This is a genomic window from Paenibacillus sp. J2R1T-4, assembly GCF_059692235.1.
On the sequence record NZ_JCAUBA010000003.1, the window covers coordinates 119,639 to 146,088 of the forward strand.

The window sequence follows — 26,450 nt, forward strand, 5'->3', positions numbered from 1 at the left end:
GGTACTCTGCGACTGTTTTTATTGTCGTCGAATAAAATTCGCTGTTACTATAAATAAGTATAATTTTTATTGACTATCAACACATTGATCCTCCACTGCAAGCCTTCACGGGTACGGAAACGGATTTGCGCGTATCCGTCGTTCTTCTGCGCAACCGGCAAAATATCCGTTTCAAACTCGCCTGCCCTCAGCACCTTGGTCGGCTTATACACGCCCTGCCCTGCAATCTCGATCTCAGTATAGGACTGCGAGCAGCTGTCCCCGGACACGAACAACAGATCATACTTGCCTCTTGGCAATTCGATGATCAAGGTCGCTTCGCTTGCTCCACCGATATAATCTCGGCGCAGCTCATCAGGCTCCCCACTATCCGCAGCAATGAGATCATCAGCTCGATCCCAACCGATGCCTGTGTAAGGCGTGAATACCGTTTCCGGCGATATTTTACGAAACGTCTGCCCGAGAACCCCTTCCATATGAACCTGTCTGGGCAGTGCTTTGTAATAATCCTTGTTCAGCAAATCAGGATGCAACCCGCAATCCAGCCGATAGGCAGCAAGCCTCGACTCGCGGTAGTTGCCGGAATAGTAATCGAATGTGAAATGATCCAACAGTTTGTAATGAGGCGTGTCTTGGTTTTTGCCGAGAAATACCCTCCGATGTGTATGCGCTTCATGAACACGCGGGTCGTGATTGGTTTGTGCTGCAGCAGCTAAACGATCGGGGTTGGACAAGGATAGTTCAGGGTGCATATCTTCCGATTGTACATAAATGGCAAACTCCCCATCCTTCTCCGTGAGGAAATATAATAGTCCGCCTTCCTCCCTGTGCTCTGCGATTTCCCAAGATGATCCTTCCAAGCGCGATACCCTCACCCTCTCATCCGAGACAAACGGGTTCCGCATAACAACAGGTTGGCCTGCCTTGCTTCTGATCCTGACCCAAACTGTGCGTCCCTGCTTCATCTCTGCACTAATCTCGAATCCCCCGGCGGCCAGCAGACCTTGAAACGCGCAATCAGCCCACTTCTCATAGGAGCGCACCTTCTTCTCGACATCGTGCTCATACAGGCCCACCGTCCGTCCGGGCTCTGGCTCGCCCGACGGTACCGCCGGGAACACATCGATTACACCGTTATGGCTTTGGAGCAGCATCTCGTTTACCGCAGCGACCATTTCTCCGGAGGCTTCCATCATGTGAGGATGGTACAGCGGCTCGTTCGTAATATTGCAATAGTTCATCCAACGTTCCGTTTCCTCTGCGAACAGTCCGTTGCTCCGGAGCGACAAGTCGATGCCATGCTCGTACAGCAATCGAAGCGCCGTATTCCCTTTACCCAGTCTGGAGGCAACGCAAGAAAGCCATCCGAACTGAAACATGCCGTACTCCGTATTTTGCTCCGCATAGCGAAGCGTGTTCTCGGCCCGTTGACGCAACGATTCTTCGCTGTTCTTATCGATCTCGCCGATTGGATAAATCGGCATCAATAGAGAAGGATGCCGCAAATGCAAGTCAGCAGGCGCCCACTCCGAATCCCGGAGAACATCTCCGTATAAGGGGGACACGGCAGTCGGATAGGGAGCCAACCGTGAAGCCATATCACTCCACCTTTGCCGATCGGCTTCGGACTCGCCGAGCAGCGCATTCGCTTCAATTGACATTTGCAGCAAATATTTTACCGTGGACAGCGTGCAGGTCGAATTCCGGGTCAGTGGCCCCTGTTCCGGCGAAATGTCAGGAAATACGTTGTACTGGCCTTTCTCAGAATCGTATTGCAAGTATCCTTCGAAAAACCGGATAATCTGTTTAAACAACGGGTAGGCATTTTCGCGCAAGAAGCACAGGTCCTGGCTGAATCGGTAATAGTCCCATAAGAATTGCGCACACCACGGCCAAATGCTCAAGTACAAGGCATGCGGATAATCTGCGGCGACGCCCTCCAGACCATAGAACTGCTTCGCCATTTGTTCGGCAAGTCCAGTGTACGACAGCAGCCCGTCGTTGAACGCTTCCGCCACTTCGAGGTGATTGGCCGTATAGAGCGGCCAGAACACCGCTTGAATATTGACGTCCCAGTACCACATGCTGCCCCACTTGGTCGGTTGCCGGATGTCCCACAAACCGTTCAAGCCGCAGGCTTGCATGTACATCCGGCCCCCCTTCCCGCTGCAGCAGGCGATGGCGTACAGATTGACGTACCACAAATCCTCGATCATCCGATCCGGAAGGGTGATCGAAGAACGGCTCCAGAAGCTGCGCCAATGCGCTTGATGGCTCTCTCCCAGCTCCTTGACTTGCTGGACAGACTTGTCCAATCGCTCCAGAGCGGTCTGCAGCAGATCCTTCGTTTCCTCTTCCGTTACCACCGTCGTGAGCAGCGTCATGGTCTTCTCTGCCTCGAGAAGGTTGATCCGGATGGACTCTGAGGTAACTTCGGCACTCCCCTTCGCCCCGAGCAACCTAAGCATGACAAGGAAAGAAAAAGGACCATACCGTTCCTTGTCCTCGCCGTCCGGATAGTAGGAGCCCTTATAGTAAAAGGTCGTATCGTCCAGTTGATGGTACTGTATATTCATATCGACATATCTTCTGAATGGTATGGTCAGAGATACGGATTGCAGCAGAGCGGCATTTGTTTGATTGATTTCTGATATTACATAATCGCTTCCCTGGGAGACGATCGTGTGCACGTCAAGCCGATCCTCGCCTTTCTCCATCCGTAAGCGGACGCTTGCCTGCTCGACATTAAGCTGAAGCGAGGAGCTGTCCGGATCGGCCAGCTCCTCGGAAGGAAACAGATGAATTTCTCCGGTCGGATAGTGAGAGGCTCCACCGGACGGCTTGCCGTACTTTCTATGCATATTGTTGTTGGACAAGGCATCGCCGTAAAGGAACAACGGACCCTGATCGGGATTGCGATACATGTCGCTCGCTCGTTGTCTCAATTCGTCATATGTGTACCCGTATTGACGATCGTAACGGGGTCCATCGCCATTCCTATATTTCTGACTGTACCGGTGGAGCTTCTGATAATAGACTTCATAATGATTCATCGCCATCTTCAGTGTGTGGTCCTCGAAAAACACCATTCCGCCAAAATGACCGTTCCCAAGCGGTAAAGCCTCGTTCCAGCTGCTCGGGGCATTCTTGTATGTTACTGTGTGCATCGGTGTCCATCCTCCTTTTCCAATGCCGTTACTCCTTGATCGCTCCGATCATTACGCCTTTGACAAAATACTTTTGCAGGAACGGATAGAGCGTAATGATTGGTATCGTCGAGACCATGATCGCCGCATATTTGATCGTTTCCCCAATGGCGTATTTGTCGTCGCTCGCTGAACCGGTCATCATGGAATCGGTATTGTTAGAGATCAGAATTTCGCGGAGCACGAGCTGCAGCGGATAGGCTTCGCGATTTCGCAAGTAGATCAGCGCGCTGAAGTAGGAATTCCAATGGCCTACCGCATACCACAATATCATAACGGCAATGACCGGCATCGACAGTGGGATAATGATGCGGAACAAGATCGTCCAGTCACCCGCCCCGTCCATTCTGGCCGACTCTTCCAGACTAACCGGAATCCCCTGGAACGAAGTGCGCATGATGATCAAGTTGAACGTATTGATCGCGCCGGGAATGAGCAGCGCCCACATCGTATTCATCATGCCAAGATCGTTCACCAGCAGGAAGGTAGGGATTAAACCGCCGTGGAACACCATCGTCACGACTATGAAAAACATCATCGTATTTTTGAAATATAAGTTTTGCCTGGACAATACATAAGCGCCAATCGACGTCATTAACAGGTTAATAGTCGTTCCAATCAGGACATACAACAGGGTATTCTGGTACCCTTTCATGATCATCGGGTTATCGAATACCGCTTTGTATGCGCTAAGATCAAAACCGGCCGGCCTTAACATCAGGCCGCGGTGCTGCAGCAGCGAGGTCGCATCGCTGAGCGAAGCGAACAGCACGTACAAGAAGGGGTACAGCGTGACCGCACAGAGCACGAGCATGAGAATCGTATTGAAATAACCGAATGATCGTTCACCGACAGTTGGTTTCATGGGGAGCTCTCCTTACCACAGTTTATTCTCGCTGATCCGTTTGACGAAGCTGTTGGCTGCCACAATCAGGATGAAGCTGATTACCGAATTGAACAGCCCGACAGCAGCCGTAAAGCTGTAGTTCGCCTCCAACACCCCTTTACGGTATACGTAGGTCGATATCACGTCGCCGGTTTCATACGTGAGCGGGTTGTACAAGAGGAGCACCTTTTCACTGCCGACCGTCAGCATGGAACCCATCTGTAGAATAAACAAGATGACGATGGTCGGCATGATACCGGGAATGGTGATGTGCAGAGTCTGTTTCCAACGGTTGGCGCCATCCATACGAGCGGCCTCATACAGCGTCGGATCAATGGTGGCAATCGCGGCCAAGTAAACGATCGAGCTCCAACCCACGCCTTGCCAAATGCCGGAGGAAACGAACATAAAGCGGAACCAATCCGGGTCTTTCAGGAAATCGATCGGTTCTATGCCAAAAGCGCCGATGAGCTGGTTAATGAGACCGGTCCGACTGAGGAAGTCGATCATCATGCCGGCCACAATCACGATCGAGATGAAATGCGGCAAATACGAGATGGTCTGCACGACCCTCTTAAATGCCCGACTTCTAATCTCGTTCAGCAACAGCGCTAGAATAATCGCAGCTGGGAATCCGAATGCTAGCTCGTAAAGGTTGATTAAGATAGTGTTCTTGATCAGTCGCCAAAAATAAATGCCGTTAAAAAAGCTTTCAAAATGTTTGAGCCCTACCCAAGGGCTTCCCCAGATCCCTCCTGCGGGGGAAAACTCTTTAAAGGCGATTTGCAAGCCGTACATCGGTCCGTAATGAAAAATGACGTAATAGATCATTACGGGCAATGCCATCAAATATATGGCCCAGTGCCGCTTCAAATCGGTACGAATGGTTGGCCAGACGGTCGAAAGGCGTGCGCTCTTAGCTGCCTCTCTGTCTGTCTGCATAGCTTCGGTACTTTGCGTCATCAGCTCTCCAGCCCTTTCTTTCTTGGTTTCGATACGAAAAGGCTGGGGGATGAATCCGATTCATCCCCCAGATCAAACTTTAGATGAATTTATCGTTTGTTGAAACGTTCGAGCGCGGCTTGTTGTATTTTGATGCCTTCCTCAATCCCCATGCTTTGTATTTTCTTGACATATTTATCGAAATTCTCGATCGGTTCGGCGCCCATGATGAACTTGAGCAGCATCTCATCTCTGTACGTATTGATGTCCGTCATGAGAGAAGCGAACTTGCCGCTCTCTTCCTGAGTCGGTGAAACAAGCGGCATCTTGCGCTCAGTCGTCGGCTTGGACCAAATTTCCAGAGCAGCCTTCTGCTGAGGAAGCACCAGGTATTGCAATTGGAAATTGTCGCTCAACACGAACGGCGCACTCCACGTCGCGCGGTTAAACTTCGCGATAGCCTGCTGAACGCTCACTCCGGCCTTCGGGCTCAATATGTCAGGCAGGAATACGGCCTTGCCGTTTTCCATCTTGTAGCTTTGTCCTTCTATTCCATAGTTGAACAGCATGTTGCCTTTTTCACCGTAGGCATAATCCAGCCATTTTACGGTTTCAACCGGGTTTTTGTTGCTCGTTGTAACAGCCGCTCCGTAACCGTTGGATGCAAAGTCCTTTTGTCCCCAGATCGATTTGTCGCCGGCCTTCAAGACCGGGTATGGAGCTGCGACGATATTGAATTTCGAATCCTTGTCTTTCATCAGGGTATTGAATTTGCCGACGCCGCCTCCGTTGAACAAAACAGCTGCTCCCAGTTGGTTCGTTGTCACTTTATTGTCAAAAAGCTTCTCGTTCGGGGCTGCGAAATCTTTATCGAGCAATCCTTCCTTGTACCATTTGTTCATCGTGATTAGGAATTCTTTGAACTCCGGCTGGATCGGACCGAATTTCACTTTGCCGCCCTCTTGATAGTAGCTGTAGTTGATCCCCCATGCCCCCAGGAATGGAGCATCGGTACCGATCTGATCTTTATCGATATAAAACGGGATTTCATCCGCTTGACCGTTTCCGTTCGGATCTTTTTCTTTAAACGCTTTCAAAACCGTGTACCATTCATCGATTGTCGTCGGCATTTTCAATCCCAGCTTATCCAGCCAGTCCTGACGTATCGATGGGCCGAAGAATACTCTAACCTTGTCGTTGCCCCGTAGGAACGGGAACATGTAGATACTGCCTTCATCCGTTGTGATTTGTTTTTTCCAATCCGGATTGTCGGCGAGAAGCTTTTTCAAGTTCGGTGCATGCTTATCGATCAGATCGTTCAGCTTGATAACTTTGTTGTCTTTAATCGCTTTCTCGGGGCCGCCAGGATAACCCGTCGTCCAGCTGGTCTCGATTATGTCCGGCAGCTGATTGGAGGCTAACATCAGGTTGAACTGCTCTTTGGCTTGCTGGGCATCAAGGGGAGGGTGCTGGAATTCGACCTTCACGCCCGATACTTTTTCGAGCTCTTTATACATTTCCATTTCGGCAAAAGTCTTCATCTGCGAAGAAGCGGCCGAGTGGTTGGCCACCCAGTAGGACAAGTTCGTCAGCTTCGGCGGCTGCGTTGCTTGGCCCGGCTGCGATGACGGCGATGGAGTCTCGCTTGGACCGCCGCATGCGGCGACCGACAGAGCAAGTACGGATACCAGCATTACGGAGCCTGCTTGTTTCAAGCTTTTGTTCATTGATCATTTCCTCCCTTTTAATGACAATATTGGTTATCGGATTGAATAGGGCACGAGTCGCCCAGATTTTTCTCCTGGTTCCCAGTCTAGCTTCACTCGCGCGGCACGGCTACTTTCACCTTTTCACATCCGTAGTATTTTCGTAACAATTCCAGTCGGGTTGAAACAAAATCAGTGCATCTTAAACATCGTCAGTCCATTTATCCCTTAAATGAAAAACCTGATCGGAAGTTCACGATCAGGTCCTCTGGCGAAAGAGTTCAGTTTGGCTACAGCCCCAATAGGCTGCCTATTATTCGTCCTCTTGATTCTTAACCTGCATGATGGAATCACGGTATTTCCCCGGCGTGATGCCCTCGAGTTTTTTGAATGCTCGGATGAACACGACGTCATTATTGTAACCGACCATTTGTGCGATTTGTACGATCGTCAACTCTTTGTTGTCCATCAACTGCTTCGCGGTATCCATCCTTTTATGCGCAATGTAATCCTGCAGGTTTTGGCCCTGATTTTTTTTGAAGAATCCGGAGATATACTGCGGAGTCATCTTGAGACGATCCGCGATCAGCATCAGTCCTAGATTCGGATCGCTGAGATTTTGGTGCACCAGGCCGACGATTTCCTGCAGCTGCTGCGTGCTGTGGTCGGATCGATTCACTTGGAACGAGCGAGTGAGCGTTTCGTACAACTCCTTCGTTTTCAAGTACATCGCTTGCGCCGTTGGATAGCTGAACACCTCTTTGATCGGATCGAAGTTGGTGCCCAGCACTTCTTCCTGATTAGTATTTGTAGAGTTCATGATTTTCAGCAACGTGCTTGTCACATTGAAGAACAAGCATTTGCCTAGCTCCGGCGTGATGGCGCTGGAATCGAAATTCATCGAGTAAATTTTATCGAGCAGCTTCTGCACATTGTTGACATCGCCGCTCCGAACAAAATTGATGAGCTGGACCTCCAACTCAAGGGGGTAGTAATAACGCTGCTGGGTATCGACAATGTCCTGGAAATGGATAACCGCATTTTCTCCTCTGATGAGCCTGTACTCCAGCGCAGCCAGCGCCTCCGGATAAGAATCGCGAATCGCTTTTGGCCCTTGGTGAACCGCACCCGTGGCTATGGTCATACCAATCTTGAACTTTTCTGTCATGATCGTATAGAGCAATTGAACGACTTCCCGGATATCCGATTCGGCAGATTCCTTCCTACTGCTCCTCAGGTTGATCAGGAGGGCGAGCCGATCTCGGTCGAGCTCGACTGAGAAGCCTTTATGATGAGTCTCCGCTAGCTCGACACCGACGTTGGATACGATAAACCTTGCATGCGCCCAGCGCGGTTCATCTTCTCCCGTTAAGCCATGAATATCCTCGATCTTGACCAAGAGGACGACGAATCTGTTGCTTACAAACGTTAGGTCCATAAACCTAAGCGTCTCTTCGTGTTCCGGGGATACGTCTACATCCATATGACCATTGAGCAGGCGGGACAAGTAGTTGGCCCGAATGAAGGGAACCTGCTGCGTCAGCTTGCTTCGCAGGTGCTTCTCCTCGGTAATCGAACCTTCGATCGTTTGCCTGATAAAGTCGTATTCATTGGACGCCGGACGTCTGCTCATGTCCTTCCCACGCATGATCGCATGCACGGTTGTCCGAAGAGGCTTGTAATTACTGTATGTTGCCACACTGACGGCGATTAGGCCCGCGGTCAAGCACAGAACGAACAACCAGAGGGACCACCTCTGAATTTGATTGACCTGCTGCATGAAGACATCGTTGGGTGTAAAAGAGACGTATTTCCAGTCTGCCTTCTCGGAGTGCGTGTACGAAACCATATAGTCAACACCCCCCATCCGGTATTCGAACGGCTCGCTATTGGGTTCCATACGTCCCTGCAGGTCGGAAGGAAACGGCATCTCGCTAGTACTCATGATGGTTTGTCCAGCATCGTTAACGATGTAGATGGCGCTGCGGCTTGCCGATTCGAGCTGGGCAAACAACTGCTTCATCTGGTCGACGTCGATCAACAGGACGAACGCGCCGAGATTGCTGGAAGGCGAATGGATCGGCAGCGTCTGTACGTAGGTAATCACATCCTTCGACACCTTTTCAATGTTGGTGAGAGGAGCGACCGGCCAGTAGGACATTTTGTGCTCGTTCCTCAGAAATGCTCGCCATTGCTCGTACGACATGTCCTTGTAGGCATAGTAGGTAGGATAAAACGTCTTCGAGTCCGTCAGTAAACCCGGCTTGACAATCGTGTCGCTGTTCGAGAAGTAGATGTAGTAATCGAATATAAAGTTACTGGTCATCGTGCGATATCGGCTCATCTTGTCGCGCATGAAAGCCACGAATTCATATTTGTCGACATCCTCCGCGTCCTCCGGGATTTTCAGCATATAATCCAGCTTGGGGTCAAACACTACCTGGCGCATCAAATTATCCACTTCCGACAATTTGTTGTCCAGCGCCAGCTTCAGCTGTTCCAGCATCGCCGTATTGGAGCGGTTGGAGCTTCTCTCCAAGCTATTCTCCACTTTGGTATATAGAAAGAGTCCCATGGCAAGCGGTATCAGCAAAATGAACAAATTGGTGGCGATCATCGTTGAAAGCGCACTTTTGCGAGTGTACAGATGACGTAAAATTAGCGACGCTTTCAACTTAAGTCACACTCATTTCATGAAAATAGATTTATTAGAATTTTAACCCCCCTCTTCTGAAGTTGCAACACACAATGGCATTAAGCGCATTATCCATATGATGGGATGCATAATGAATACATTGGGCAGTGGCAAAAGGAACGATCTTCGCGCTGCTCGGGCCGTTTAATTCTTCATTTCTCAACATTTATAACATGTCATTAAAAATCACTTTTTAAACAGGCGACTAGAAATGTTCGGAAAATTGAAATCCCGACATATCTAGGACACCTGTTATCTCCGTCACCAGGTCAGAAAAGCGAAAACGATAATCCCCTACATATTCGCCTTTAAAACGTTCCTCACCTTAATTACAATCAATCCACAATTCAAATAGAACCGACAGCTCAACTTATCATACTAGTTTCGCTGTCGGTTCTATTGAGTTATTTGGCTCAGAGTATAGCGGTTCTGCTGCTACCTGTGCGTAATGGTTACAATTGAGATTAAAAGATCACAAAATGATCAGTATCCCGCAATGAGTCTTAATTCTCCGCTTTCCATACATAGTCTCAACTATCCATCCCAGTCTCAACTGTTGCATAGCAAATATGTTCTAATTGAATAGACCGAAACTGGGCAAGAAATATGAAAGGGGCAGATTAAAGTGTCCCCTTAAATGCCGCCAACACGAAGAAACAAAAAAAAGAAGCTGTCCACTTAGTTCCATGACAGCTCCTTGAAAAACTCCTCTTCTCTAGCGAGCTTGCAGCAATTCCTCCACAAATGCGATGTACAGCTGAACGGCCTCCACCACTTGCGCCACTTCCACATACTCATCGACAGTATGGGCTTGCGCCAAGCTACCCGGACCGCAGATAAGCGTCGGAATGCCCTTGTCGAGCATGAAGAACGGTGCCTCACATGTGGCCGCGAACGATTCGACGCGGGGCGCGTCCGTCCTTCCGGCGGCTGCCCGAACGCGCGAGCCCGCGTGAATCGCGGCTCGGACGAGCGGATGCTCGGTATCGATATGGCTCGCGGGAACGAACAAATAGTTCTCCAGCTCGTAGGCATCGCCTTCGCCGTCCGGTACAGCTTCCCGCAGACAACGCTCGATCTCCGTTCGCACCTGCGCCCTCGTCTCCCCCGGCAGCAAGCGCCGGTCGATCTCTGCTACGCACCATCCCGGCACCATGTTCGGGGCGTCGCCTCCGTGAATTTGTGTGACGGTGAGCGAGGAGCGTCCGACGATCGGATGCGAGCGGCCCTTCACTTCCACGCTCAGCTTCGCCAAGCCGACGATGTAGGGAACCATCTTATGGATCGCGTTGTCCGCCTGCTCGGTTAAGGCGGTGTGGCCCGGCGTACCACGCGTCCGCAGCCGATACCTGGCAACGCCGCGATGGCCGACGCACAGTTGTAGCCCTGTCGGTTCGCCGATGATCGCATAGTCTGCCGTCAGGTCTTCCGCAAGGAATAGCTTCATCCCGGCGTTCTCCCGCTCCTCATCCACGTTGAAGAAGAGAATCAGATCCCCGCAGAAAGGATTGCCAGCCCGTTTCAGTGTTATCGCGGCGTACATCATGGCGGCCACGCCCGCCTTCATGTCGGAGGAACCGCGGCCATACAGCTTGCCGTCTTCCACGGCTCCGCCTAGCGGATCACGGCTCCAGCCGGCTCCAGCAGGGACGACGTCCAAATGGCCGTTCAAGATGAGCTTGCGCCCCGGTCCCGGCCTGGAGCCTGACAGCCGAGCCACTACGTTCGGCCGACCTGGAGCGGCCCAGCTGAACTCAGCCGCAATACCATGCTGAGTGAGCGCATCAAGGACGAAGTCGGCTACTTCTTCTTCGGTTGTCGTTGGATTCTCGCTGTTCCGGCTGATCAGCCCCTGTACCAGGGCTATCAATTCCTTGTTGTGATCCTTCTTGCAATCTTGTTCGTCCCCCATAAGCTTCAACTCCCCGTCCGTCTCCTTCAATAGTTTTTCCCTCTCGCGTTCACCTGCAGTGTCCCAACGACTCGCCCAGCTCGCACCTTCAGAAGCTCATCGTACAGATTCGGAATCGCACAGCAGTGATTCGGGATGATCTCCACCTCATCGCCCACGCGAAAGCTGATCTGCTCCGGGTCAAAGCGGAGGTAGCCGTGCTCCTCGTTCACCTTTACAAGCTCTACCCCCGGCTTCCCTGCGAGATAGCCGTAAGTAGGCCCTGCCGCCGACAGGTCGCTCGTCAGCGTCTTCGACCCAGCGTCAATCGTGGCGTAGCCCGGCAGGGGGACGCTGACCACCGTGCTGCGAATGCGCAAAGCGCATTCCTCTTCGCCCATGACGCCGAACGCAAGCGCATTGCGGTCTCCGAACACATAGTGGCCCGCCCGGGATTGCGTAATGCCGCGCAAATGCTCGGAATGAAATGAGGATGGCGTGGAGCCTCCGGACAGTATGGAAATGCAGAACCCTTCCGCTTCGAGCATACGCTTGGCATCCAGCAGCAGCTTCGATTCTCCTTCTGCAATCTTCTGGACCTCTTCCGAGGAACGAGCGCTATAGATTTGGCCGAAGTAGGTGAACACGCCTATAAGCTCAATCCCCGGCAGCTCGCGGAATCGCCTAGCCAGCTCCAGTGCCGCCTCGCCCGGCTGAACCCCTTCACGATGGCTGCCTCCGTCGATGTCCAACAACACGTGGACCTTCTCGCCGAGCTCCTCCCCGACCCGGGACAATCCTTCCGCCACGACCCAGTTGTCAACAATCGTGATGACCTTAACTCGGCTCATTACTCCCTTGAATCGCCTGACATTGCGTTCCCCTACAATCGGATACGCGATCAGAATCGGGCCGATGCCCGCCTCCGCCATCACCTCCGCTTCCGACAGCTTTGCTGTCGTAATACCCGACGCTCCCGCTGCAAGTTGCATAAGCGCGATTTCAACAGACTTGTGCGTCTTTATATGGGGCCAATGTTCGATGCCATTGTCGCGAATGCCCTTCTGCATCCGGTTGATGTTGGCCTCCAGCCGGTCGAAGTCTACATATACGTACGGAGTGGAATAATCAATGCTGTCTATGCTGTTCATGCTGTTCTCACGTCCTCTCGGTTAGCTTTCTATTGAATGGTGAAATGCCTCTCTCCTATTGGACTAGAAGAGAGGCTGTGTGGAACAGGCTTTATTTGTCGTAAGACGGGTACGTCTTCTCATAGATCTTCAAATATTCATCCATCCCCATCTTCTTAATCGTGCTCACGTATTCGTCCCATTTGTCGAAGCCGACTTTGCCGGAGATGAACTTCGCCTGCATGTCTTTCATGTAGGTGTTCAGATCATTCTCCAGTATCCGAATCCGCTCGCTGTCCTCGTTCGCGAACACGAACTGCGGCCACAGCTTCTTAGGCGTGAAGGGCATCAAGTTCAACCCGGCTTTCTTAGTAATCTCCCCAATGGCATGATCGCCGAAATATTTGTCTCCTGCTACTGAGGGGTTGGCCCCCCCGCTCCAGACGACATACTTGCCCAACACTTCTTCCTTCGTCTGACCCGCTGGATTGTTCAACACGACGTCCATGTATTTGATCTTTCCATCGGAGCCCGTGGTGTACGTCTTCCCGTCGATCCCCATGAAGAAGAGCTTCTGGCCCTCTTCCCCGTAGAAATAATCGACCCACCGCATCGTCACCTCGGGGTACTTGTTCTCCTTCGTAATCGTGAAGGTGCCTACCGCCGACAGGCTGGAGTTGAGACTCGCGTACAGCTGGTCTCCCTTCGGCCCTTTGAGTGCGGCCGCCAAGCCGGCAAAATCATTCTCATGCTCTTTTCCCACATAGGAGTTGTTCGTGGTGATATTCACCCCGATCTGATCCTGGGCGCCCTTGGCCGCAATGTTCGGCAGCGTCATCGTGAAGATTTCCTGATCCAGCAGCTTCTCCGCATACAGCTTGTTGATAAATTGCAGAAGCTCCTTGAAGCGGTCGTCCGTCTGAATGAATCTAAGCTTGTTAGTGGCTGGGTCGACATCGACCATCGGATGGTGAGCCCCGCGCGTGCCAAGCCCGTAGGCTCCCTTTAGCCCTTCCGTTATGGAAATGATCTGCTGTCCGGATGAGAGTGGAATTTCGTCGTTTTTGCCGTTCTTGTTCGGATCCTTTTCTTTAAACGCTTTCAACACCGTATAGAGCTCGTCGATCGTCGTCGGTTCTTTCAGATTTAAGTTGCTCAGCCATTTCTGGTTCACGAATATTTTGTTCGACAGCCGGGATGGCGTCGCGGTGACCAGATAAGGCAGTGAGTAGATTTTGCCGTCTGGCATCGTCACGCCTTTTTTCACATCCGGGTTCTCGTCTAATATTTTCTTGAAATTCGGCGCGTACTTGTCGATCAGATCGTTCAAGGGGAGGAACATCCCTTGCCCGCCGTATTTGGTGAGCTCGGCCCCCGTCAACCCGATCTTGAACAGGGCGTCAGGCAGCGTCCCCGTGTTGAGCAGCAAGTTCTTCTTCTCCGTTACGTTCGCTTGCTGGACCACGTCCCACTCGATATGCACGCCGGTCATCTGCTCGTACACCTTCCAGATCTCGACGTCCTTGAACTCCCCCTTGTTGTAAGGCCCTGCCATAGCAAACATCTTGAGGGTCACCGGCTTGTTGACGATCGGCATCCCTGCTGCGTTCAAGTAGTCGGGCGCAGTCGTCTTCTTCCCGCTGTCCGTACTCTTGCTCGCATCGCCTGAATCCGTGCCTGAACTGCTGCACCCTGCCACCAAGGTTGCCGCCATAACTGACGATAGGACGGCTCCTGCCACTTTCTTACGTTTGATCATGAAACATTACCTCCCTTTTATATGGACAATCTATGAAACCCGGGTCACATCGCATCTAGCCTTTAATGGCGCCAATCAACAGTCCTTTGACAAAATATTTCTGCAGAAACGGGTACAGCACGAGCACCGGGAGGCTGGCCACGATAATAATCGCGTACTTGATCCCTTCCGCCATCATTTGTTTCGATGCCAGTGTATCGACATCGGCCATAATCTGCTCCGACATCTGGTTCTGGATTAAAATTTCGCGCAGCACCAACTGCAGCGGGAACTGCGCACGGTCGGACAAGTAGATCAAAGCGTTGAAGAACGCGTTCCAGTGGGCCACGCCGTAGAACAGTACCATAACCGCTAGAATGGGCTTAGACAGCGGCAGAATGATGCGGATCAGCACGCCGATATTGGAACAGCCGTCTACGAAAGCCGCCTCCTGCAGCTCGCCCGGAATCGACGATTGCAAGAAGGTACGCATGATGATGATGTTGTAGATCGAAACGGCATTCGGAATGACCATCGCCCAGATCGTGTTGACCATTCCCAGCGATTTGACCACTAGATAGGTAGGGATCAATCCCCCGCTGAAGAACATCGTGAACACCAATAGGCCCATGATGAGATTCCTTCCGGCAAAATCCCGTCTGGACAGCGGATAAGCCGCGCATATCGTCAAGGTCAGATTGATCGCGGTGCCTAGGAGCGTGTACAGAATCGTATTGCGGTAGCCGATCATAATGTTCGAGTCTCGGAATACCATCTTGTACGCATCGAAAGTGATGTCCTTCGGAAACAACCACACATTGCCCTTGATCACTTCCAAAGGATTGCTGAACGATGAACTTAGGATGAAAAGCAACGGATAGATGACAATCACGGAAAGCAGCGTTAATAGACACGTGTTGACGGCGATAAATACTTTGTCGTTACTCGACTTGGCTATAGATTCCATGCTCAGCAGTGCCCCCCTTACCATAAACTCGTGTCGCTTGTTTTTCTTGCGACGGCATTCACCATGATGAGAAGCGTGAAATTAATGAGGGAGTTGAACAGCCCAACAGCGGTCGAGAAGCCGTACTCCGCTCCCAGAATCCCGCTCCGGTATACGAAAGTCGAGATCACATCGGACCCGACCCGGTTCAAGTCGTTCTGCATCAGGAATACCTTCTCGAAGCCAACGTTCATGATCGAGCCGATGTCCAGAATGAATAGAATAATGGCTGTCGGGATCAGCGCTGGGATGTTGATATGCCGGATCCGCTGCATGCGGGTCGCCCCCTCCATGACCGCAGCTTCATGGAGCTGTGGGTCCACGTTGGCGAGCGCCGCCATATAGATAATCGAGCCCCAGCCCATATGCTGCCATACCCCGGAGAAGACATAGATCGACTTGAACATGGAAGCATCCCCCATGAAGTAGATCGCTTCTCCCCCGGCCAGCTCGATCGCCCGGTTCACGATACCTGTCTGCGGCGACAAGAACATCGTCACCATCCCTACCAGGACGACGATCGAGATGAAATGAGGGGCGTACGTAATCGTCTGCACTGTCTTCTTGAACCTCTTCCCGCCTACCTCATTTAGCATGAGCGCGAGTAGGATTGGAAGCGGAAAGCCCACCAACAGTTGATACAAGCTGAGCCCGAGCGTATTCCAGATCAAATCCCAGAAGTAGTAGCTTTTGAAAAACCGTTGAAAATGGTCCAAGCCGATCCACGGGCTATCCCAGATCCCCATGGTGGCGATGTAGTTCTTGAATGCGATCTGAACCCCGTACATTGGGGTGTATTGGAAGATCGCCACGTAGGCCAGAACCGGAAGAATAAGCAAATACAAATCCCAATTCCGTCGGAGCTGCTTGCTAACCGTTATTAGGAATACCTGCACCTCAGGACCTCCTCCTTTTCTGCCAAAAATGTCCGTACAATGCTGTAGAGCTAGAAGAAAACGCTTTCATTGTGCTGCTGAACCGAATCGCTTCATAGCTCCACCCCAATCTTGCCATCCTCTACGAAGACTTTATAGCACCGCAGCCTGACTTTCTCCTTCGCAAGCGACTTTCCCGTCTTCAAATCGAACTCCCATCCGTGCCAAGGGCACCGGACGATCTCTCCCGCCCGCCCGAATTTGTACTCATACACCCTCGACTCCAAGCTCGTTCCGCATACCGGCCCTTTGCAAATCTCTGCCCCCTGATGCGGGCAATAATTGAGGATGGCATAAAATTCACCCTTTACATTGTAGATCCCTATGGAACGACCTGCAATTTCAAATACGCGGTGATGCCCCTCGGGGATTTGCTCCGGTTCGGTCACATAATGTACGGTCATTTTCTTGTTCCTTTCCCTACAGCTTGTATAGTTGTTTGGCGTTTTCGTAGAAAATGCGGTCCCGCGACTCCTGCGGTAGCCAGCTCAGAATCTGATGCGGGGAATCAAAGTCCCAATGCGGATAGTCGCTCGAGTAGAGCAAGATGTTCTCTGCGTCGATCATCTCGAAGATGCTCTTCAAATGCTTGGGATTGGCCGGTTCCTCAATGGGCTGTGTCGTGAAGAAGCAATGGTCGCGAATGTATTCACTCGGCATCCTCTTCAGCCAAGGCACTTGCGCACGCAGCGCCATGTAATTCTTGTCGAGCCTCCACATCAGGTGTGGCAGCCAAGCTACTCCGCCCTCGATAAACACGAACCGCAGCCCGGGAAACTTCTCGAAGACCCCTTCGCATACGAGGCTGGTGAGCTGCGCCATGAAGTTCTGTGAGAGGCATGTATGCCACTCGATGTACCAGGTTGGGTATCCCGCCGCTGTCGGGGGATTCGCTTGTCCCGCGCCCTCCGCCCCCGGATGAACCGCGACCGGCAGGCCATTGCGCTCAGCCGCTTCGTAGATCGGGTGGAAGTAACGCTGCCCGAGCGGCATCCGGGTTGCACTGCTCATGATGACCTGGACCATTCCGGGATGGGACCCGATTCGATCTATTTCACGGGCTGCCAAGAACGGATCTTGCGCCGCCACCAGAATCGAGCCTTTGAACCGGTGGTCTTTGCTCAGCCAAGTGTCGATGAGCAGATTGTTATAAGCGCTGCAGACAGCCGCAGCAAAATCCGGCTCGTGCCCCACCGAGATGCTGAACAAATTCCCGGTCAGGACGGCGTAATCCATGTTATACGAATCAATCAATTGTTCGATGACAAAATCTGGATCGGATCCGACTTGTCCTCCTCCCGGCGGTACGGCATCCTTTCTTCCGACTCCAATAGGGGAGAAATAGCCGGAGAACATCAAGCCGAGACCGTTCTCCGCCACCCTCGTTTTCCAAGGCTCCTCCAGGTAAGGGACCAGGTCCAAGTGGCTCTTTAACGCGTTATGGACGTCGCAATCAATCACTTTCGATCTTGGTTTCATCACGAATCTCCTTGTGTAGTTGGTCAGTAGCGTTCTGTAATGTGATTGTAATATATCCTTGATCGTAGTACCATGAACTTAACGGCATTTATTTGAATGATTCAATCACAATCTTATAATTTTTCACTTAGGGAGGCGCTTACATGTTGGGGATTAAATCGGTGATTTTCGATGATCGTATCGAAAACTGGAGGATTCCGGATAGCGCGATCCCCCATCATATCCTGATTTTCATGGTTAGCGGAAAAGTGACGTATTGGTTAAACGGGGAGAAGGTTATGCTGAAGAAAGGCGACGTTCTCTTTATCTCCGGGGGCACCTTCCGTTCGTGCGACAACGATCCCGAGGGGCCGCACCAGAAGTACTCGGCTCATTTTCGAGAATTCAGCCACTTGCTGCAGCCACTTTTAGAGAATCCCTACCTTTACTTGCAAATCCGCAATTCCGATTACTTCAAACAGCGCTTCTCCATGCTGCTGCTAGAATGGTTCGACCGCGGGGACGGACACGACTTGATCTGCGAAGGGATCACGCTGGAGTTGCTCGGCCTGGTTATCAAGAGCATGCGAAGCACCGAAGTCAGCGTCCAGAAGCAAGAACTGGTGAACCAGTTGCAAACCTACATTCTGCACAATCATTGCAAGCCGCTCCGGTTAACCGATCTGGCCGATCATGTACAGCGGTCGCCCAATCACATCACCAAGATTTTTCGACAAGTGCTTCATCAGACGCCCATCGACTACATCCATCAGGTAAAGACCTCTATCGCCTACGAGATGCTGCGCAACAATAGGCTGACGGTCGCCGAAGTATCTGATCATCTGGGATATTGCGAACAATCCTACTTCCACCGCATCTTCAAGAAATTCACGGGCATCGCCCCTTCCGCGGTACAGAAAGGTAGCTCGGCAGCGCTATTGCCGCCCTTGCCTTCTCAGAGGTCGTAAAGTGAGGAAGCCAACACGGGCTGGAAGGGTTCCATGCCCAAATAACCCCGGGTCTTATACTTTCTGGCGTGCTCAAAAAAAGCCTTCATGTCCGCTTAGTAAGCATGGACATGAGGGTTATTCCATTTGTCTTCCCGGCCATCGGATTGATACCGAGGACAGAGCGGCCTAGTTTATGACTAATCTACCTATTACCAAAAATAAGCGTATGATTTTCGAGTTCAATTACTGGACTTACATAAATTTTGGAACTTTGAACAAACCAAAAGAGCCTTGATATACCAAGAATCTGGTCCTCAAGGCTCTAATTATTTGTTTCAAACATATATCATTAATTTGTCTCATTTAATACCATAAACACTCTCATTTATAACCATGACACACAAGAAGAATAGACTTACTCTGTGCGTAACGGTTACAATTGAGACAAAAAAGTAAGCAAATACGGCGAAATTAGGGTTGCTTTTAAGATTTATCGCTTCATCAAATGAGACTTTCCGTAATTTTTATGTTTGCAATTGAGACTTTCCAATTCACACGTTATTTGCTTCATTATGAGTGAAGAACGCATCATCTACTAATTGTAGCACTCCAGATAGACTTATAAGCTCATCCCGTGCTCCTTCACCGTTTCCCATGATCCGTTATTTTTATGGGACTGGATTAAGGCATCGGCTACATAAAGCGGGTAAATCCCATCTTCGAGCGAGTTGACCGGTTCAGTTCCGTTTCTGAGGATGTGAACCAGATGACCAACCGCCTTCTCGATATGGCTTGAGCGGCTAAGCAAATCCTCTTCCGTTCGTTGCAACAGCCAATGGTTCCCTTGAATCACAGCGTGCTTTCCGGTGGAATAGAACCGGATTTCATCCCCTGTCCGCAGCATTTCAATCTTCCCCTTTTCGAAAAACAGGTCCATCTCGAACATCAGAATATCCCGATCGTCGAATGCTTCGGCATAGCCTGTAATCCCTCCGCCGGCTAATGTGAACAGAAAGGAAAACGTCCAGTCCTTCTTAACATCCATGTTCGTTGCTACTTGCTGCACAACTCTTACTTGGTTCATCGGTCCAGCCATAAATCGTACCAAATCGAACAGATGCGAGCCGTAGTTGTAAATGCCTCTCGTATACCGCAGATGGATCTTCTTTAACTTCCCGAACTCTTCGGATTGAACAGCCTGGCGGATCTGGTTGGCCCCTTCGCTCCACCTTCTTGACAGATTGACCACGACGGTTCGCTTGTGACGTTTAATAAGGTCCGCAATCTTCTCAGCTTCTTCAACGCTAGTGGCCACCGGTTTTTCGAGAAAAAGAAGAGGAACCGATGAATGCTCCAGCACGGTCTGGAGCAAGTCAAAACGAACATGCTCCGGCGTGCAAATGCTGATCATATCGAGCTGATGGCGGCTCAGCATCGCCCTCAAGTCCGTGAAATAGCTGGTTCGCGGAGCTACTAGAGACAGCTGTTCGCCTTGCTCTCTCGTTTTGCCGACAGCGGCTACGAGATCAATAGCAGGATTCAGCTGATAGGCTAAAGTATGGCTGAGCGTCATGGCCTTCCGCGGAATATCGGCTCGCAACCCGATGTAGCCCAACCCTATTACAGCAGCACGGTACATCTCATAATCTCCTTACTCCAAATCGTATTTCAACGGAGACAAGCAGGAAACTTCTTTAAATTTCCAATATTCACTGAGTTATCACCTACAAGACGACCTATCCTATTCATTAAATTTGAAAGAATAAAGCTCCGCGTCGCTCATCGTTATTTCCATAATTACCGGTTTGCCAGACAAGGACGAAGGATCGCCGTCCATAAAAACAACCGTTTTGTCGAGGGAGTCTCCAAACAACTCGATGGAGTTTATCGTCCGATCCCCGGAAGCAAGCTTAACTTTCATATAACCTCTCGCAGAAGTAGCGAAGTTGACCGATAGCCGGCTGCCTTCATAGATGAACGGCTTAGTCGTTATTTTACAAGGCTTATACGTCGCTTTATAAGACACAAACCCGTCTATCCTGATCGTATAGCGCCTCAGCCTCGCAGGTTTTTGCGACCAATGCCCTTCTTTGGCGTACATTGAAAGCTCGTTCGGGGCGTATGGAAGGAGATCGCTTCCGGTTTCGATCATGCCGACGGCAGGAAAACAGTCGCCGTACACCCAGTTGTACGGATGCTCGAGTCCCGGCGTCATGAACGCCTCGTCCCAGCGGTTCCAGCTGCGCCCGTCGCGGGAGCTCATGAATACGCAGTCCGTAATGGCCAGCCCGTATCGAGGATGCACGCCCATCCTTTTTTTGCGGCTTTGCGCACCTGCAAAATCGTCGAAGTTCGGCGTCCACTCTTTCTTTTCCACATAGCGGGACGGGAAGCCGACAAAGAGATGCGGAGCCCGATCATACGGCTGAACGACATTCGTATAGAGCGGGTAGTCCTCGCCATCGCCGAAATCAAGCCGTTCGGGATTCGTCCATTGTTTAAAATCGGCCGATTCCATCCAGCGGATGTCCCTGATACCTGCGTTCCAGTCATTGCCCGGAATATCGTGAAAATCGCGAATATAACATCTGTATTTATTCGCTAGAGCATCCCAGAATGCAACGTTCAGCGTATCGAACTTGCCTTGATTCGTCATCCGCCAAGATTTTCGAAAACGAATGCCGTCCTTGCTTGTGAAGCACCACAAATAATTGTCGTTCCAGTCGATCGCCGTACCTTTATAGCGCTCCTCGTCGGGACATTCGGGGTTATTGTCCTTGAATACGTAAAAGTTGTCGAACCTGGCCGTATTCGAATCGAGAATGATATTATTGTCCCGAGAGCCTCCGTATTCGCAAATGCCCAAGTCCGACTTGATCCAATCCTTGCCGTTCTCGCTTTCCGCATAACATACGACAATCGACCCCGTAACATGCTGAGTTACATCCGGGTCCAGCATCTCCCAGCCCAAATAATACATCCGGAACAAGCCGTCGTCCTTCACGATGCAATGATAGTTGCACCCGTCTCCTTCCCATGGAGCGTCGTGATGGATCGCGACTTCCTTCGGCTGAAGCTTGTTCAGCTGCCGGACTGCGGTCGTCTTTTCCGTATCGATCAAATATTCGTCCCAAAACAGCTCGCGGCGGTTTTCGATCCGTATCGCGTCAGTCATAGTCGGATTCTCCTTCTGAAAAAAATTTTCACCCTCGATGTGAATTCGCCTTAAACATAAATGGCCGATTCTCCTGCAAGCTGCCGCTCGATATGCAGACAATTGAGCACTTTCTCTTGAATATCCTGCGGAAATGATAGTAAGCACCCATTGCGCTCCGTATACTCCCTCTGGCTGACGGCCGGCACGACAGCTTCCGCTTCCAGCAATCGGTCCAAGCCCGCTTTCCACTGCTGTGCCAGGAGCTGAAACTGCTTCTCGAACCGCTCGGCCGTATAAATGCTTCTCCAAGTGTTCAGATCGTCGTAGGGGAAGCCTACCATCGTAGCCCACGCGATTTACGTTATTTCTTCCGCGCCGCAATAAGCAACATCGATTGTCAATCGCCAAACCGATAGGAAAACAACTGTCCGTTTTTTAGATAAAACTTGATTTTGATCACGCTGCCTGCAAGATTGGAAACACTACTATGGTCAGACCAACTTACAAGATGATAGATCTGGTCTCCCTGTAAAGCCCTGCACTCCTCCACGCTAAAACCAGGAATCACATTGCCGCGCTCGTCCAGCAATTCCGCTTTTACGTAACCATCCGCTGCAATCCGGGCATTCAAGAGCAGGTTGCTGCCAGCAAACTGAATAGGCTTCGTCGTAAGCACTCCCTCCGCTTGACCAGCATCGACGGACACGAAGCGATCCCGCTTCCATTTCACCAACCCGATTTCGCCCTTGAACACACCTGTCCCCGTCTTGTGATCGAATCGCCCGGTAGATTGTCCCGCACGCGGATGTCCCTCCGGATAGATTTCATATAGATGGGCCGGTTGGGTATGCGCATTGTTCGAACCATTGTAATACAGCCATATTTCATCCCCTACGTCGAATGCTTTGGAAGCGGTATAGATCCATCCGCAATCCCAATCGGATACTACAGCGTTGTCCTGTGCCGTAGCGTCCGGTCCTGCGGTCCTTACTTCGCCGCGCCGAATAACCGGTTCCCGGAGCTCCCTCGACCAGTTGTTGCCATCGCGCGAAAACGCCAATTGCACGTCATCGATTCCATCATCGATGGTGTAGTAATACGCTTCTTCATCATTCGCATAAAAGACCCATGGGAATGCAATCAGTCCGCTCTCATGCGGGTACAACCCCGCCCCATAAATATCAGTCCGCATAAGAGAGCGATTAACCGGAGCCTCCATGATCGGCTCGATCTCCTGCAGCTTCTTGGCTACCTGATCCACAAGCTGATCTTCCGCATCCGTATTCAAGCTGCGGTAGGACGGCGTCCACGTTCGAAAGTCGCTGCTTGTCGTCGTGTAGAAGAATCGGCGCACGGAATGAAAATAACCGGGGTCAGTCAAACTGCACTTATGCAAGACTACGTACTTCTCGCGATAAGGGTCCCATACCGCAGAGGCGACGTCATGGCCCGAGCCGAAGCTCCCTGTAAATGTCCAGTTGATCCCGTCCGGCGAAACCATCGTTTGGTACCGTTTATCCCAAGTAAACGTGACCATCCGGTACCGTTCATCGTGAGGTGCGAATACATCCTTCGTGACGCTGGCAGTCTCGACGGCTCCGCTAATCGCTACCGCGTTGGTAGGCTTCCCGTTGTTCGTGGAGGTCCTCGTTAACGGTTTGCTCCAGTTGATCCCGTCCTCGCTAGTGGCATACAGAAGAGTCCATCTATGCGGGAAATATTCGGTACTCCCTCCCGTGTCGGTAAAGTACCACATCTTGAACAGTTGCTCCTCTTCATCGAATAGCACGTCCCCCCACATCACCTGCCGGTATCCCTCCCAAGGGCAGTCCATGGTGAGGACTGGTCGATCCTCATGCTTGACACCCGGATGCAAGGTATAGCTCAAGCCATCAGTGGCCTCCACCAAATCCCTCGAGATAAACAATTCCGTTCGAGAGCCAATGGCGAATGGCTGTGCTGCAGGAAGGGGCGCTGTTGAGATTCCTCCTCCCGAGCCATCAAGAGCTGGACTGAACGCCTTCACTCTGAATTGGGGGTTATCGTAGAGCTCAAAATGCGATTCTCCGTCCGTAAAGCGTGTATTCACCTTGAAGTATCTGGCCTTGATCGGCTCCAGCTCGAACGAGCAGACCAATTGCAAATTGGCGATCTTCTGGGTAAAGGCCACATGCTCCGCTTGCGAATAGGTCACATTATCATCGCTCCAATATAAGGCATATTCTTCGCCTTTGCCCGTCCCCTTGGAGCTGGAGTACCGGTTAATCAAATCGATCCTACCTACCTCTCGAGTTTTCCCCAAATCGATGCCGACGCTGTTTCTCAAGACATCTATGGCAAATGTGGCGGTGCTGCCCCATTCCTCAAGAGCTCCGGTTTCGGGGGCGATGTCTCCGCTTCTAAATCCGATTAATGCGGGCAATTGGGAACCGACGCTGGCGTCGACCGCATAGGCTCTAGTGTCGAGCTGCAGCAGGCGAAGTGGGAATCGTCCGTTTCCTTTCTCGGAAGGAATGTGCACTTTAATAAATTGTGCTCGCACACCCGATAATTCAAAGCTGTCGACGGTTCGTCCTTCTATGACCTGCGAACGGAATTGGTAAGATTCGATCTCCGTGTACGACATATTGTCCAAGCTGGCATACAAGCGATACATTTCCGCTTTTCCGATTACGGTCACACCGGCGCACCATAATTCAATCTTATCGACATGGGTCACCGCACCGAGATGAAAACCTATGCTGCGGCCTAAGTAATCGGCTGTAAGTGCAAAAGGGTAGCCCCAATTCCCGACCGGCGTAGTCTCCGGACTTTCATCCCGGTCCGCGTACCCCGCGGTTGCCTGCAGTTGAACATAAGGAGTGATGACGTTCATAAGCTTCCAACACCTCATCTTTCGTTATCCTTTTACTGATCCGACAATCATGCCTTTCACAAAATAGCGCTGTAAAAACGGATACACGAGCAGGATCGGCACCGTTGTAATCATTATCATCGCGGCGCGGACGCTATCCTTGGAAAGCGTAGCGAGCAGCCCCAGCGATTCGGCTACCCCGCTCATGTTCGGGTCGAAGGAGAGCAGCATGGACTTCAGCAGCAATTGCAGCGGCCATTTGCTCGGATCGGACAAGTAGATCGAAGCCGAGAACCAGCTGTTCCAAAAACCGACCGCATAGAACAAGCCGATGGTCGCAATCGCCGGCATCGACATCGGCAATGCGATTCTAGCAAATATGATCACATCATTCGCCCCGTCGATGCGTGCGGATTCTTCCACTTCCTGCGGGATTTCCATAAAGAAGTTGCGCAATAAAAAGGCATACCAAACATTGAGAAAAGACGGAATCATAACGGCCCATAATGAATTTTTCAAACCGAGAGCGGTGACAAGGAGGTAGGAAGGAATCAGCCCTCCTCCAAAAAACATGGAGGCCAGCAAAACCGCCGTCACCACGTTACGATAAGGCAAGTATTTCTTGGACAAGGCATAGGCAATCGATCCCGTAAAAAGCAAACTAAAGAACGTGCCGAAAAACGTAATGAACAAACTGTTGCCGAAGGCCCGATACACTCTGGAGCTGCCTGTCAGCAAGTAAACATAAGAATCAAACACGACATGCTGCGGAAAGAAAGTAACGCCATTTCGCATGATGTCCTCATTGGACATGAGCGATTGGCTGATTACGAACAAAAAAGGGGCTATGATCGAACAACATACCACGATGAGAAAAACCGCATTCACATAATCGAACAGCTTGAGCCTTACCATATGCCCTCCTTCCCGAGGCGTTTCACGATATAGTTCGTGCCGAGCAGGAATAAGAGCCCTACGACGTTTTTGAACACGCCTACCGCTTGCGCATAAGAGTACCTTGAATTTTCTAACCCTTCCCGGTATACGTACGTATCGATAATATCTCCAACGGAGTATACATTAGGGGAGTACAAGAGCAGCACTTGTTCGAACCCGGCATTCAAGATCCCGCCGACCGCGAATATGAATAGAATGGAAATAATGTTGGCCATCCCCGGCAAGCTGATATGAATCATTTGTTGAAACCGATTAGCGCCATCTATTTTAGCGGACTCGTATTGTGCTGGATCGATTCCCGCCAGTGCGGCCAAATAAATGATGCTTCCCCAACCGAGTCCTGCCCAAATATCGCTGGAAACAAGAATGCTGCGAAAAAAATTCGGGTCGGAGATCAAATTGTTCTGGGATCCGCTGAACTCCGCAACCAGCTTGCCGATCAAGCCGCTTGTAGGGGACAACAACGATAAAATCAGAGCGGAAATAATCGCCCAAGACAGGAAATGCGGCAAATAACTGATCGTTTGAACGGTTTTCTTGAACTTGGCGTTTCTTAATTCGTTTAACAGAAGCGCAAACACAATCGGTGCCGGAAAACCGAAGATGATCTTGTAGGCGCTGATCAGCAGCGTATTGGTAAGGATACGCCCGAAATAATAGGAGTTGAAAAAATTGACGAAATTGTCCATCCCCACCCATCTGGCATCGATAAACATGGATTCGACACCGCGAAACGGGCTGAAATTCTGAAAGGCAATCACAATACCGTACATAGGCACATAATGGAATAACAGCACATGCAGCAATCCGGGAAGCAGCAATATATACAGAAATTTGAACTTCCACAGGATGCGGAAGAAGTCCGTTTTCTTCGTTCCCAGCGGATTTTGCGTTCGGCTGCCTTTGCTTAATGAAGACACAGGGATCGATTTCAAAACG

Annotated in this window: 19 protein-coding genes; 1 reads left to right on the forward strand and 18 read right to left on the reverse strand. The window is 51.0% G+C overall.

Translation table 11 applies throughout. From position 1 onward, the window contains the following. Positions 1 to 47: 47 nt before the first annotated feature. The 12 genes from AC58QD_RS07400 to AC58QD_RS07455 all read right to left on the reverse strand — a co-directional run bounded on the left by AC58QD_RS07400 (position 48) and on the right by AC58QD_RS07455 (position 17,614). Positions 48 to 3,167, reverse strand: coding sequence for a glycosyl hydrolase family 95 catalytic domain-containing protein (locus tag AC58QD_RS07400; RefSeq protein ID WP_497331601.1), 3,120 nt, complete (start codon positions 3,165 to 3,167; stop codon positions 48 to 50). Between the two features lie 28 nt (positions 3,168 to 3,195). Beyond that, the gene (locus tag AC58QD_RS07405) at positions 3,196 to 4,071 is read right to left on the reverse strand and encodes a carbohydrate ABC transporter permease (RefSeq protein WP_497331603.1); all 876 of its coding nucleotides are present in this window, start codon (positions 4,069 to 4,071) and stop codon (positions 3,196 to 3,198) included. A gap of 12 nt (positions 4,072 to 4,083) precedes the next feature. Next, the gene (locus tag AC58QD_RS07410) at positions 4,084 to 5,034 is read right to left on the reverse strand and encodes an ABC transporter permease (RefSeq protein WP_497332162.1); all 951 of its coding nucleotides are present in this window, start codon (positions 5,032 to 5,034) and stop codon (positions 4,084 to 4,086) included. Between the two features lie 110 nt (positions 5,035 to 5,144). After that, positions 5,145 to 6,761 carry a type 2 periplasmic-binding domain-containing protein gene (locus AC58QD_RS07415; protein WP_497331605.1) on the reverse strand — a complete coding sequence of 539 codons (1,617 nt, stop codon included), beginning with the start codon at positions 6,759 to 6,761 and terminating at the stop codon, positions 5,145 to 5,147. A gap of 292 nt (positions 6,762 to 7,053) precedes the next feature. Further along, on the reverse strand, positions 7,054 to 9,414 hold the full coding sequence (locus AC58QD_RS07420) for a helix-turn-helix domain-containing protein (protein ID WP_497331607.1): 2,361 nt from the start codon (positions 9,412 to 9,414) through the stop codon (positions 7,054 to 7,056). A gap of 736 nt (positions 9,415 to 10,150) precedes the next feature. After that, positions 10,151 to 11,347, reverse strand: a complete 1,197-nt coding sequence (locus AC58QD_RS07425) for a M20 family metallopeptidase (RefSeq protein ID WP_497331609.1) — start codon at positions 11,345 to 11,347, stop codon at positions 10,151 to 10,153. 26 nt (positions 11,348 to 11,373) lie between these two features. Continuing rightward, entirely contained in the window at positions 11,374 to 12,477 is a 1,104-nt protein-coding gene (locus AC58QD_RS07430) for an alanine racemase (protein ID WP_497331611.1), read from the reverse strand. A gap of 91 nt (positions 12,478 to 12,568) precedes the next feature. Then, a complete protein-coding gene (locus tag AC58QD_RS07435; protein ID WP_497331613.1) occupies positions 12,569 to 14,215 on the reverse strand; it encodes an extracellular solute-binding protein in 1,647 nt (548 codons plus the stop codon). 55 nt (positions 14,216 to 14,270) lie between these two features. Continuing rightward, positions 14,271 to 15,161: a carbohydrate ABC transporter permease gene (locus AC58QD_RS07440; RefSeq protein ID WP_497331615.1), complete on the reverse strand. Its 891-nt coding sequence runs from the start codon at positions 15,159 to 15,161 to the stop codon at positions 14,271 to 14,273. Between the two features lie 17 nt (positions 15,162 to 15,178). Further along, complete coding sequence (locus AC58QD_RS07445; protein ID WP_497331617.1) at positions 15,179 to 16,096, reverse strand: ABC transporter permease; 918 nt, start codon at positions 16,094 to 16,096, stop codon at positions 15,179 to 15,181. A gap of 92 nt (positions 16,097 to 16,188) precedes the next feature. After that, positions 16,189 to 16,539, reverse strand: a complete 351-nt coding sequence (locus tag AC58QD_RS07450) for a Rieske (2Fe-2S) protein (RefSeq protein ID WP_497331619.1) — start codon at positions 16,537 to 16,539, stop codon at positions 16,189 to 16,191. A 16-nt stretch (positions 16,540 to 16,555) separates the two neighbouring features. Then, complete coding sequence (locus AC58QD_RS07455) at positions 16,556 to 17,614, reverse strand: amidohydrolase family protein (protein ID WP_497331621.1); 1,059 nt, start codon at positions 17,612 to 17,614, stop codon at positions 16,556 to 16,558. Between the two features lie 143 nt (positions 17,615 to 17,757). On the opposite strand from AC58QD_RS07455, the gene AC58QD_RS07460 reads away from it, so the two are divergent. Beyond that, complete coding sequence (locus tag AC58QD_RS07460) at positions 17,758 to 18,561, forward strand: AraC family transcriptional regulator (protein WP_497331623.1); 804 nt, start codon at positions 17,758 to 17,760, stop codon at positions 18,559 to 18,561. Positions 18,562 to 19,162: 601 nt separating this feature from the next. On the opposite strand, the gene AC58QD_RS07465 is transcribed toward AC58QD_RS07460, so the two are convergent. The 6 genes from AC58QD_RS07465 to AC58QD_RS07490 all read right to left on the reverse strand — a co-directional run bounded on the left by AC58QD_RS07465 (position 19,163) and on the right by AC58QD_RS07490 (position 26,446). Further along, entirely contained in the window at positions 19,163 to 20,182 is a 1,020-nt protein-coding gene (locus AC58QD_RS07465; RefSeq protein ID WP_497331625.1) for a Gfo/Idh/MocA family protein, read from the reverse strand. A gap of 102 nt (positions 20,183 to 20,284) precedes the next feature. Continuing rightward, on the reverse strand, positions 20,285 to 21,718 hold the full coding sequence (locus tag AC58QD_RS07470) for a hypothetical protein (RefSeq protein ID WP_497331627.1): 1,434 nt from the start codon (positions 21,716 to 21,718) through the stop codon (positions 20,285 to 20,287). Positions 21,719 to 21,768: 50 nt separating this feature from the next. Next, complete coding sequence (locus tag AC58QD_RS07475) at positions 21,769 to 22,041, reverse strand: hypothetical protein (protein WP_497331629.1); 273 nt, start codon at positions 22,039 to 22,041, stop codon at positions 21,769 to 21,771. 56 nt (positions 22,042 to 22,097) lie between these two features. Then, positions 22,098 to 24,575 carry a discoidin domain-containing protein gene (locus AC58QD_RS07480; protein WP_497331630.1) on the reverse strand — a complete coding sequence of 826 codons (2,478 nt, stop codon included), beginning with the start codon at positions 24,573 to 24,575 and terminating at the stop codon, positions 22,098 to 22,100. A 24-nt stretch (positions 24,576 to 24,599) separates the two neighbouring features. Then, positions 24,600 to 25,469: a carbohydrate ABC transporter permease gene (locus AC58QD_RS07485; RefSeq protein ID WP_497331632.1), complete on the reverse strand. Its 870-nt coding sequence runs from the start codon at positions 25,467 to 25,469 to the stop codon at positions 24,600 to 24,602. Further along, positions 25,463 to 26,446: an ABC transporter permease gene (locus AC58QD_RS07490; RefSeq protein WP_497331634.1), complete on the reverse strand. Its 984-nt coding sequence runs from the start codon at positions 26,444 to 26,446 to the stop codon at positions 25,463 to 25,465. The genes AC58QD_RS07485 and AC58QD_RS07490 overlap by 7 nt, the downstream gene beginning before the upstream one ends. Positions 26,447 to 26,450: the final 4 nt, after the last annotated feature.

Bases quoted from the DNA above. Each gene is read 5' to 3' on its own strand.
- AC58QD_RS07400 (WP_497331601.1), bottom strand. From the start codon at position 3,167: ATGCACACAGTAACATACAAGAATGCCCCGAGCAGCTGGAACGAGGCT.
- AC58QD_RS07405 (WP_497331603.1), bottom strand. From the start codon at position 4,071: ATGAAACCAACTGTCGGTGAACGATCATTCGGTTATTTCAATACGATT.
- AC58QD_RS07410 (WP_497332162.1), bottom strand. From the start codon at position 5,034: ATGCAGACAGACAGAGAGGCAGCTAAGAGCGCACGCCTTTCGACCGTC.
- AC58QD_RS07415 (WP_497331605.1), bottom strand. From the start codon at position 6,761: ATGAACAAAAGCTTGAAACAAGCAGGCTCCGTAATGCTGGTATCCGTA.
- AC58QD_RS07425 (WP_497331609.1), bottom strand. From the start codon at position 11,347: ATGGGGGACGAACAAGATTGCAAGAAGGATCACAACAAGGAATTGATA.
- AC58QD_RS07430 (WP_497331611.1), bottom strand. From the start codon at position 12,477: ATGAACAGCATAGACAGCATTGATTATTCCACTCCGTACGTATATGTA.
- AC58QD_RS07435 (WP_497331613.1), bottom strand. From the start codon at position 14,215: ATGATCAAACGTAAGAAAGTGGCAGGAGCCGTCCTATCGTCAGTTATG.
- AC58QD_RS07440 (WP_497331615.1), bottom strand. From the start codon at position 15,161: ATGGAATCTATAGCCAAGTCGAGTAACGACAAAGTATTTATCGCCGTC.
- AC58QD_RS07450 (WP_497331619.1), bottom strand. From the start codon at position 16,539: ATGACCGTACATTATGTGACCGAACCGGAGCAAATCCCCGAGGGGCAT.
- AC58QD_RS07455 (WP_497331621.1), bottom strand. From the start codon at position 17,614: ATGAAACCAAGATCGAAAGTGATTGATTGCGACGTCCATAACGCGTTA.
- AC58QD_RS07460 (WP_497331623.1), top strand. From the start codon at position 17,758: ATGTTGGGGATTAAATCGGTGATTTTCGATGATCGTATCGAAAACTGG.
- AC58QD_RS07465 (WP_497331625.1), bottom strand. From the start codon at position 20,182: ATGTACCGTGCTGCTGTAATAGGGTTGGGCTACATCGGGTTGCGAGCC.
- AC58QD_RS07470 (WP_497331627.1), bottom strand. From the start codon at position 21,718: ATGACTGACGCGATACGGATCGAAAACCGCCGCGAGCTGTTTTGGGAC.
- AC58QD_RS07475 (WP_497331629.1), bottom strand. From the start codon at position 22,041: ATGGTAGGCTTCCCCTACGACGATCTGAACACTTGGAGAAGCATTTAT.
- AC58QD_RS07480 (WP_497331630.1), bottom strand. From the start codon at position 24,575: ATGAACGTCATCACTCCTTATGTTCAACTGCAGGCAACCGCGGGGTAC.
- AC58QD_RS07485 (WP_497331632.1), bottom strand. From the start codon at position 25,469: ATGGTAAGGCTCAAGCTGTTCGATTATGTGAATGCGGTTTTTCTCATC.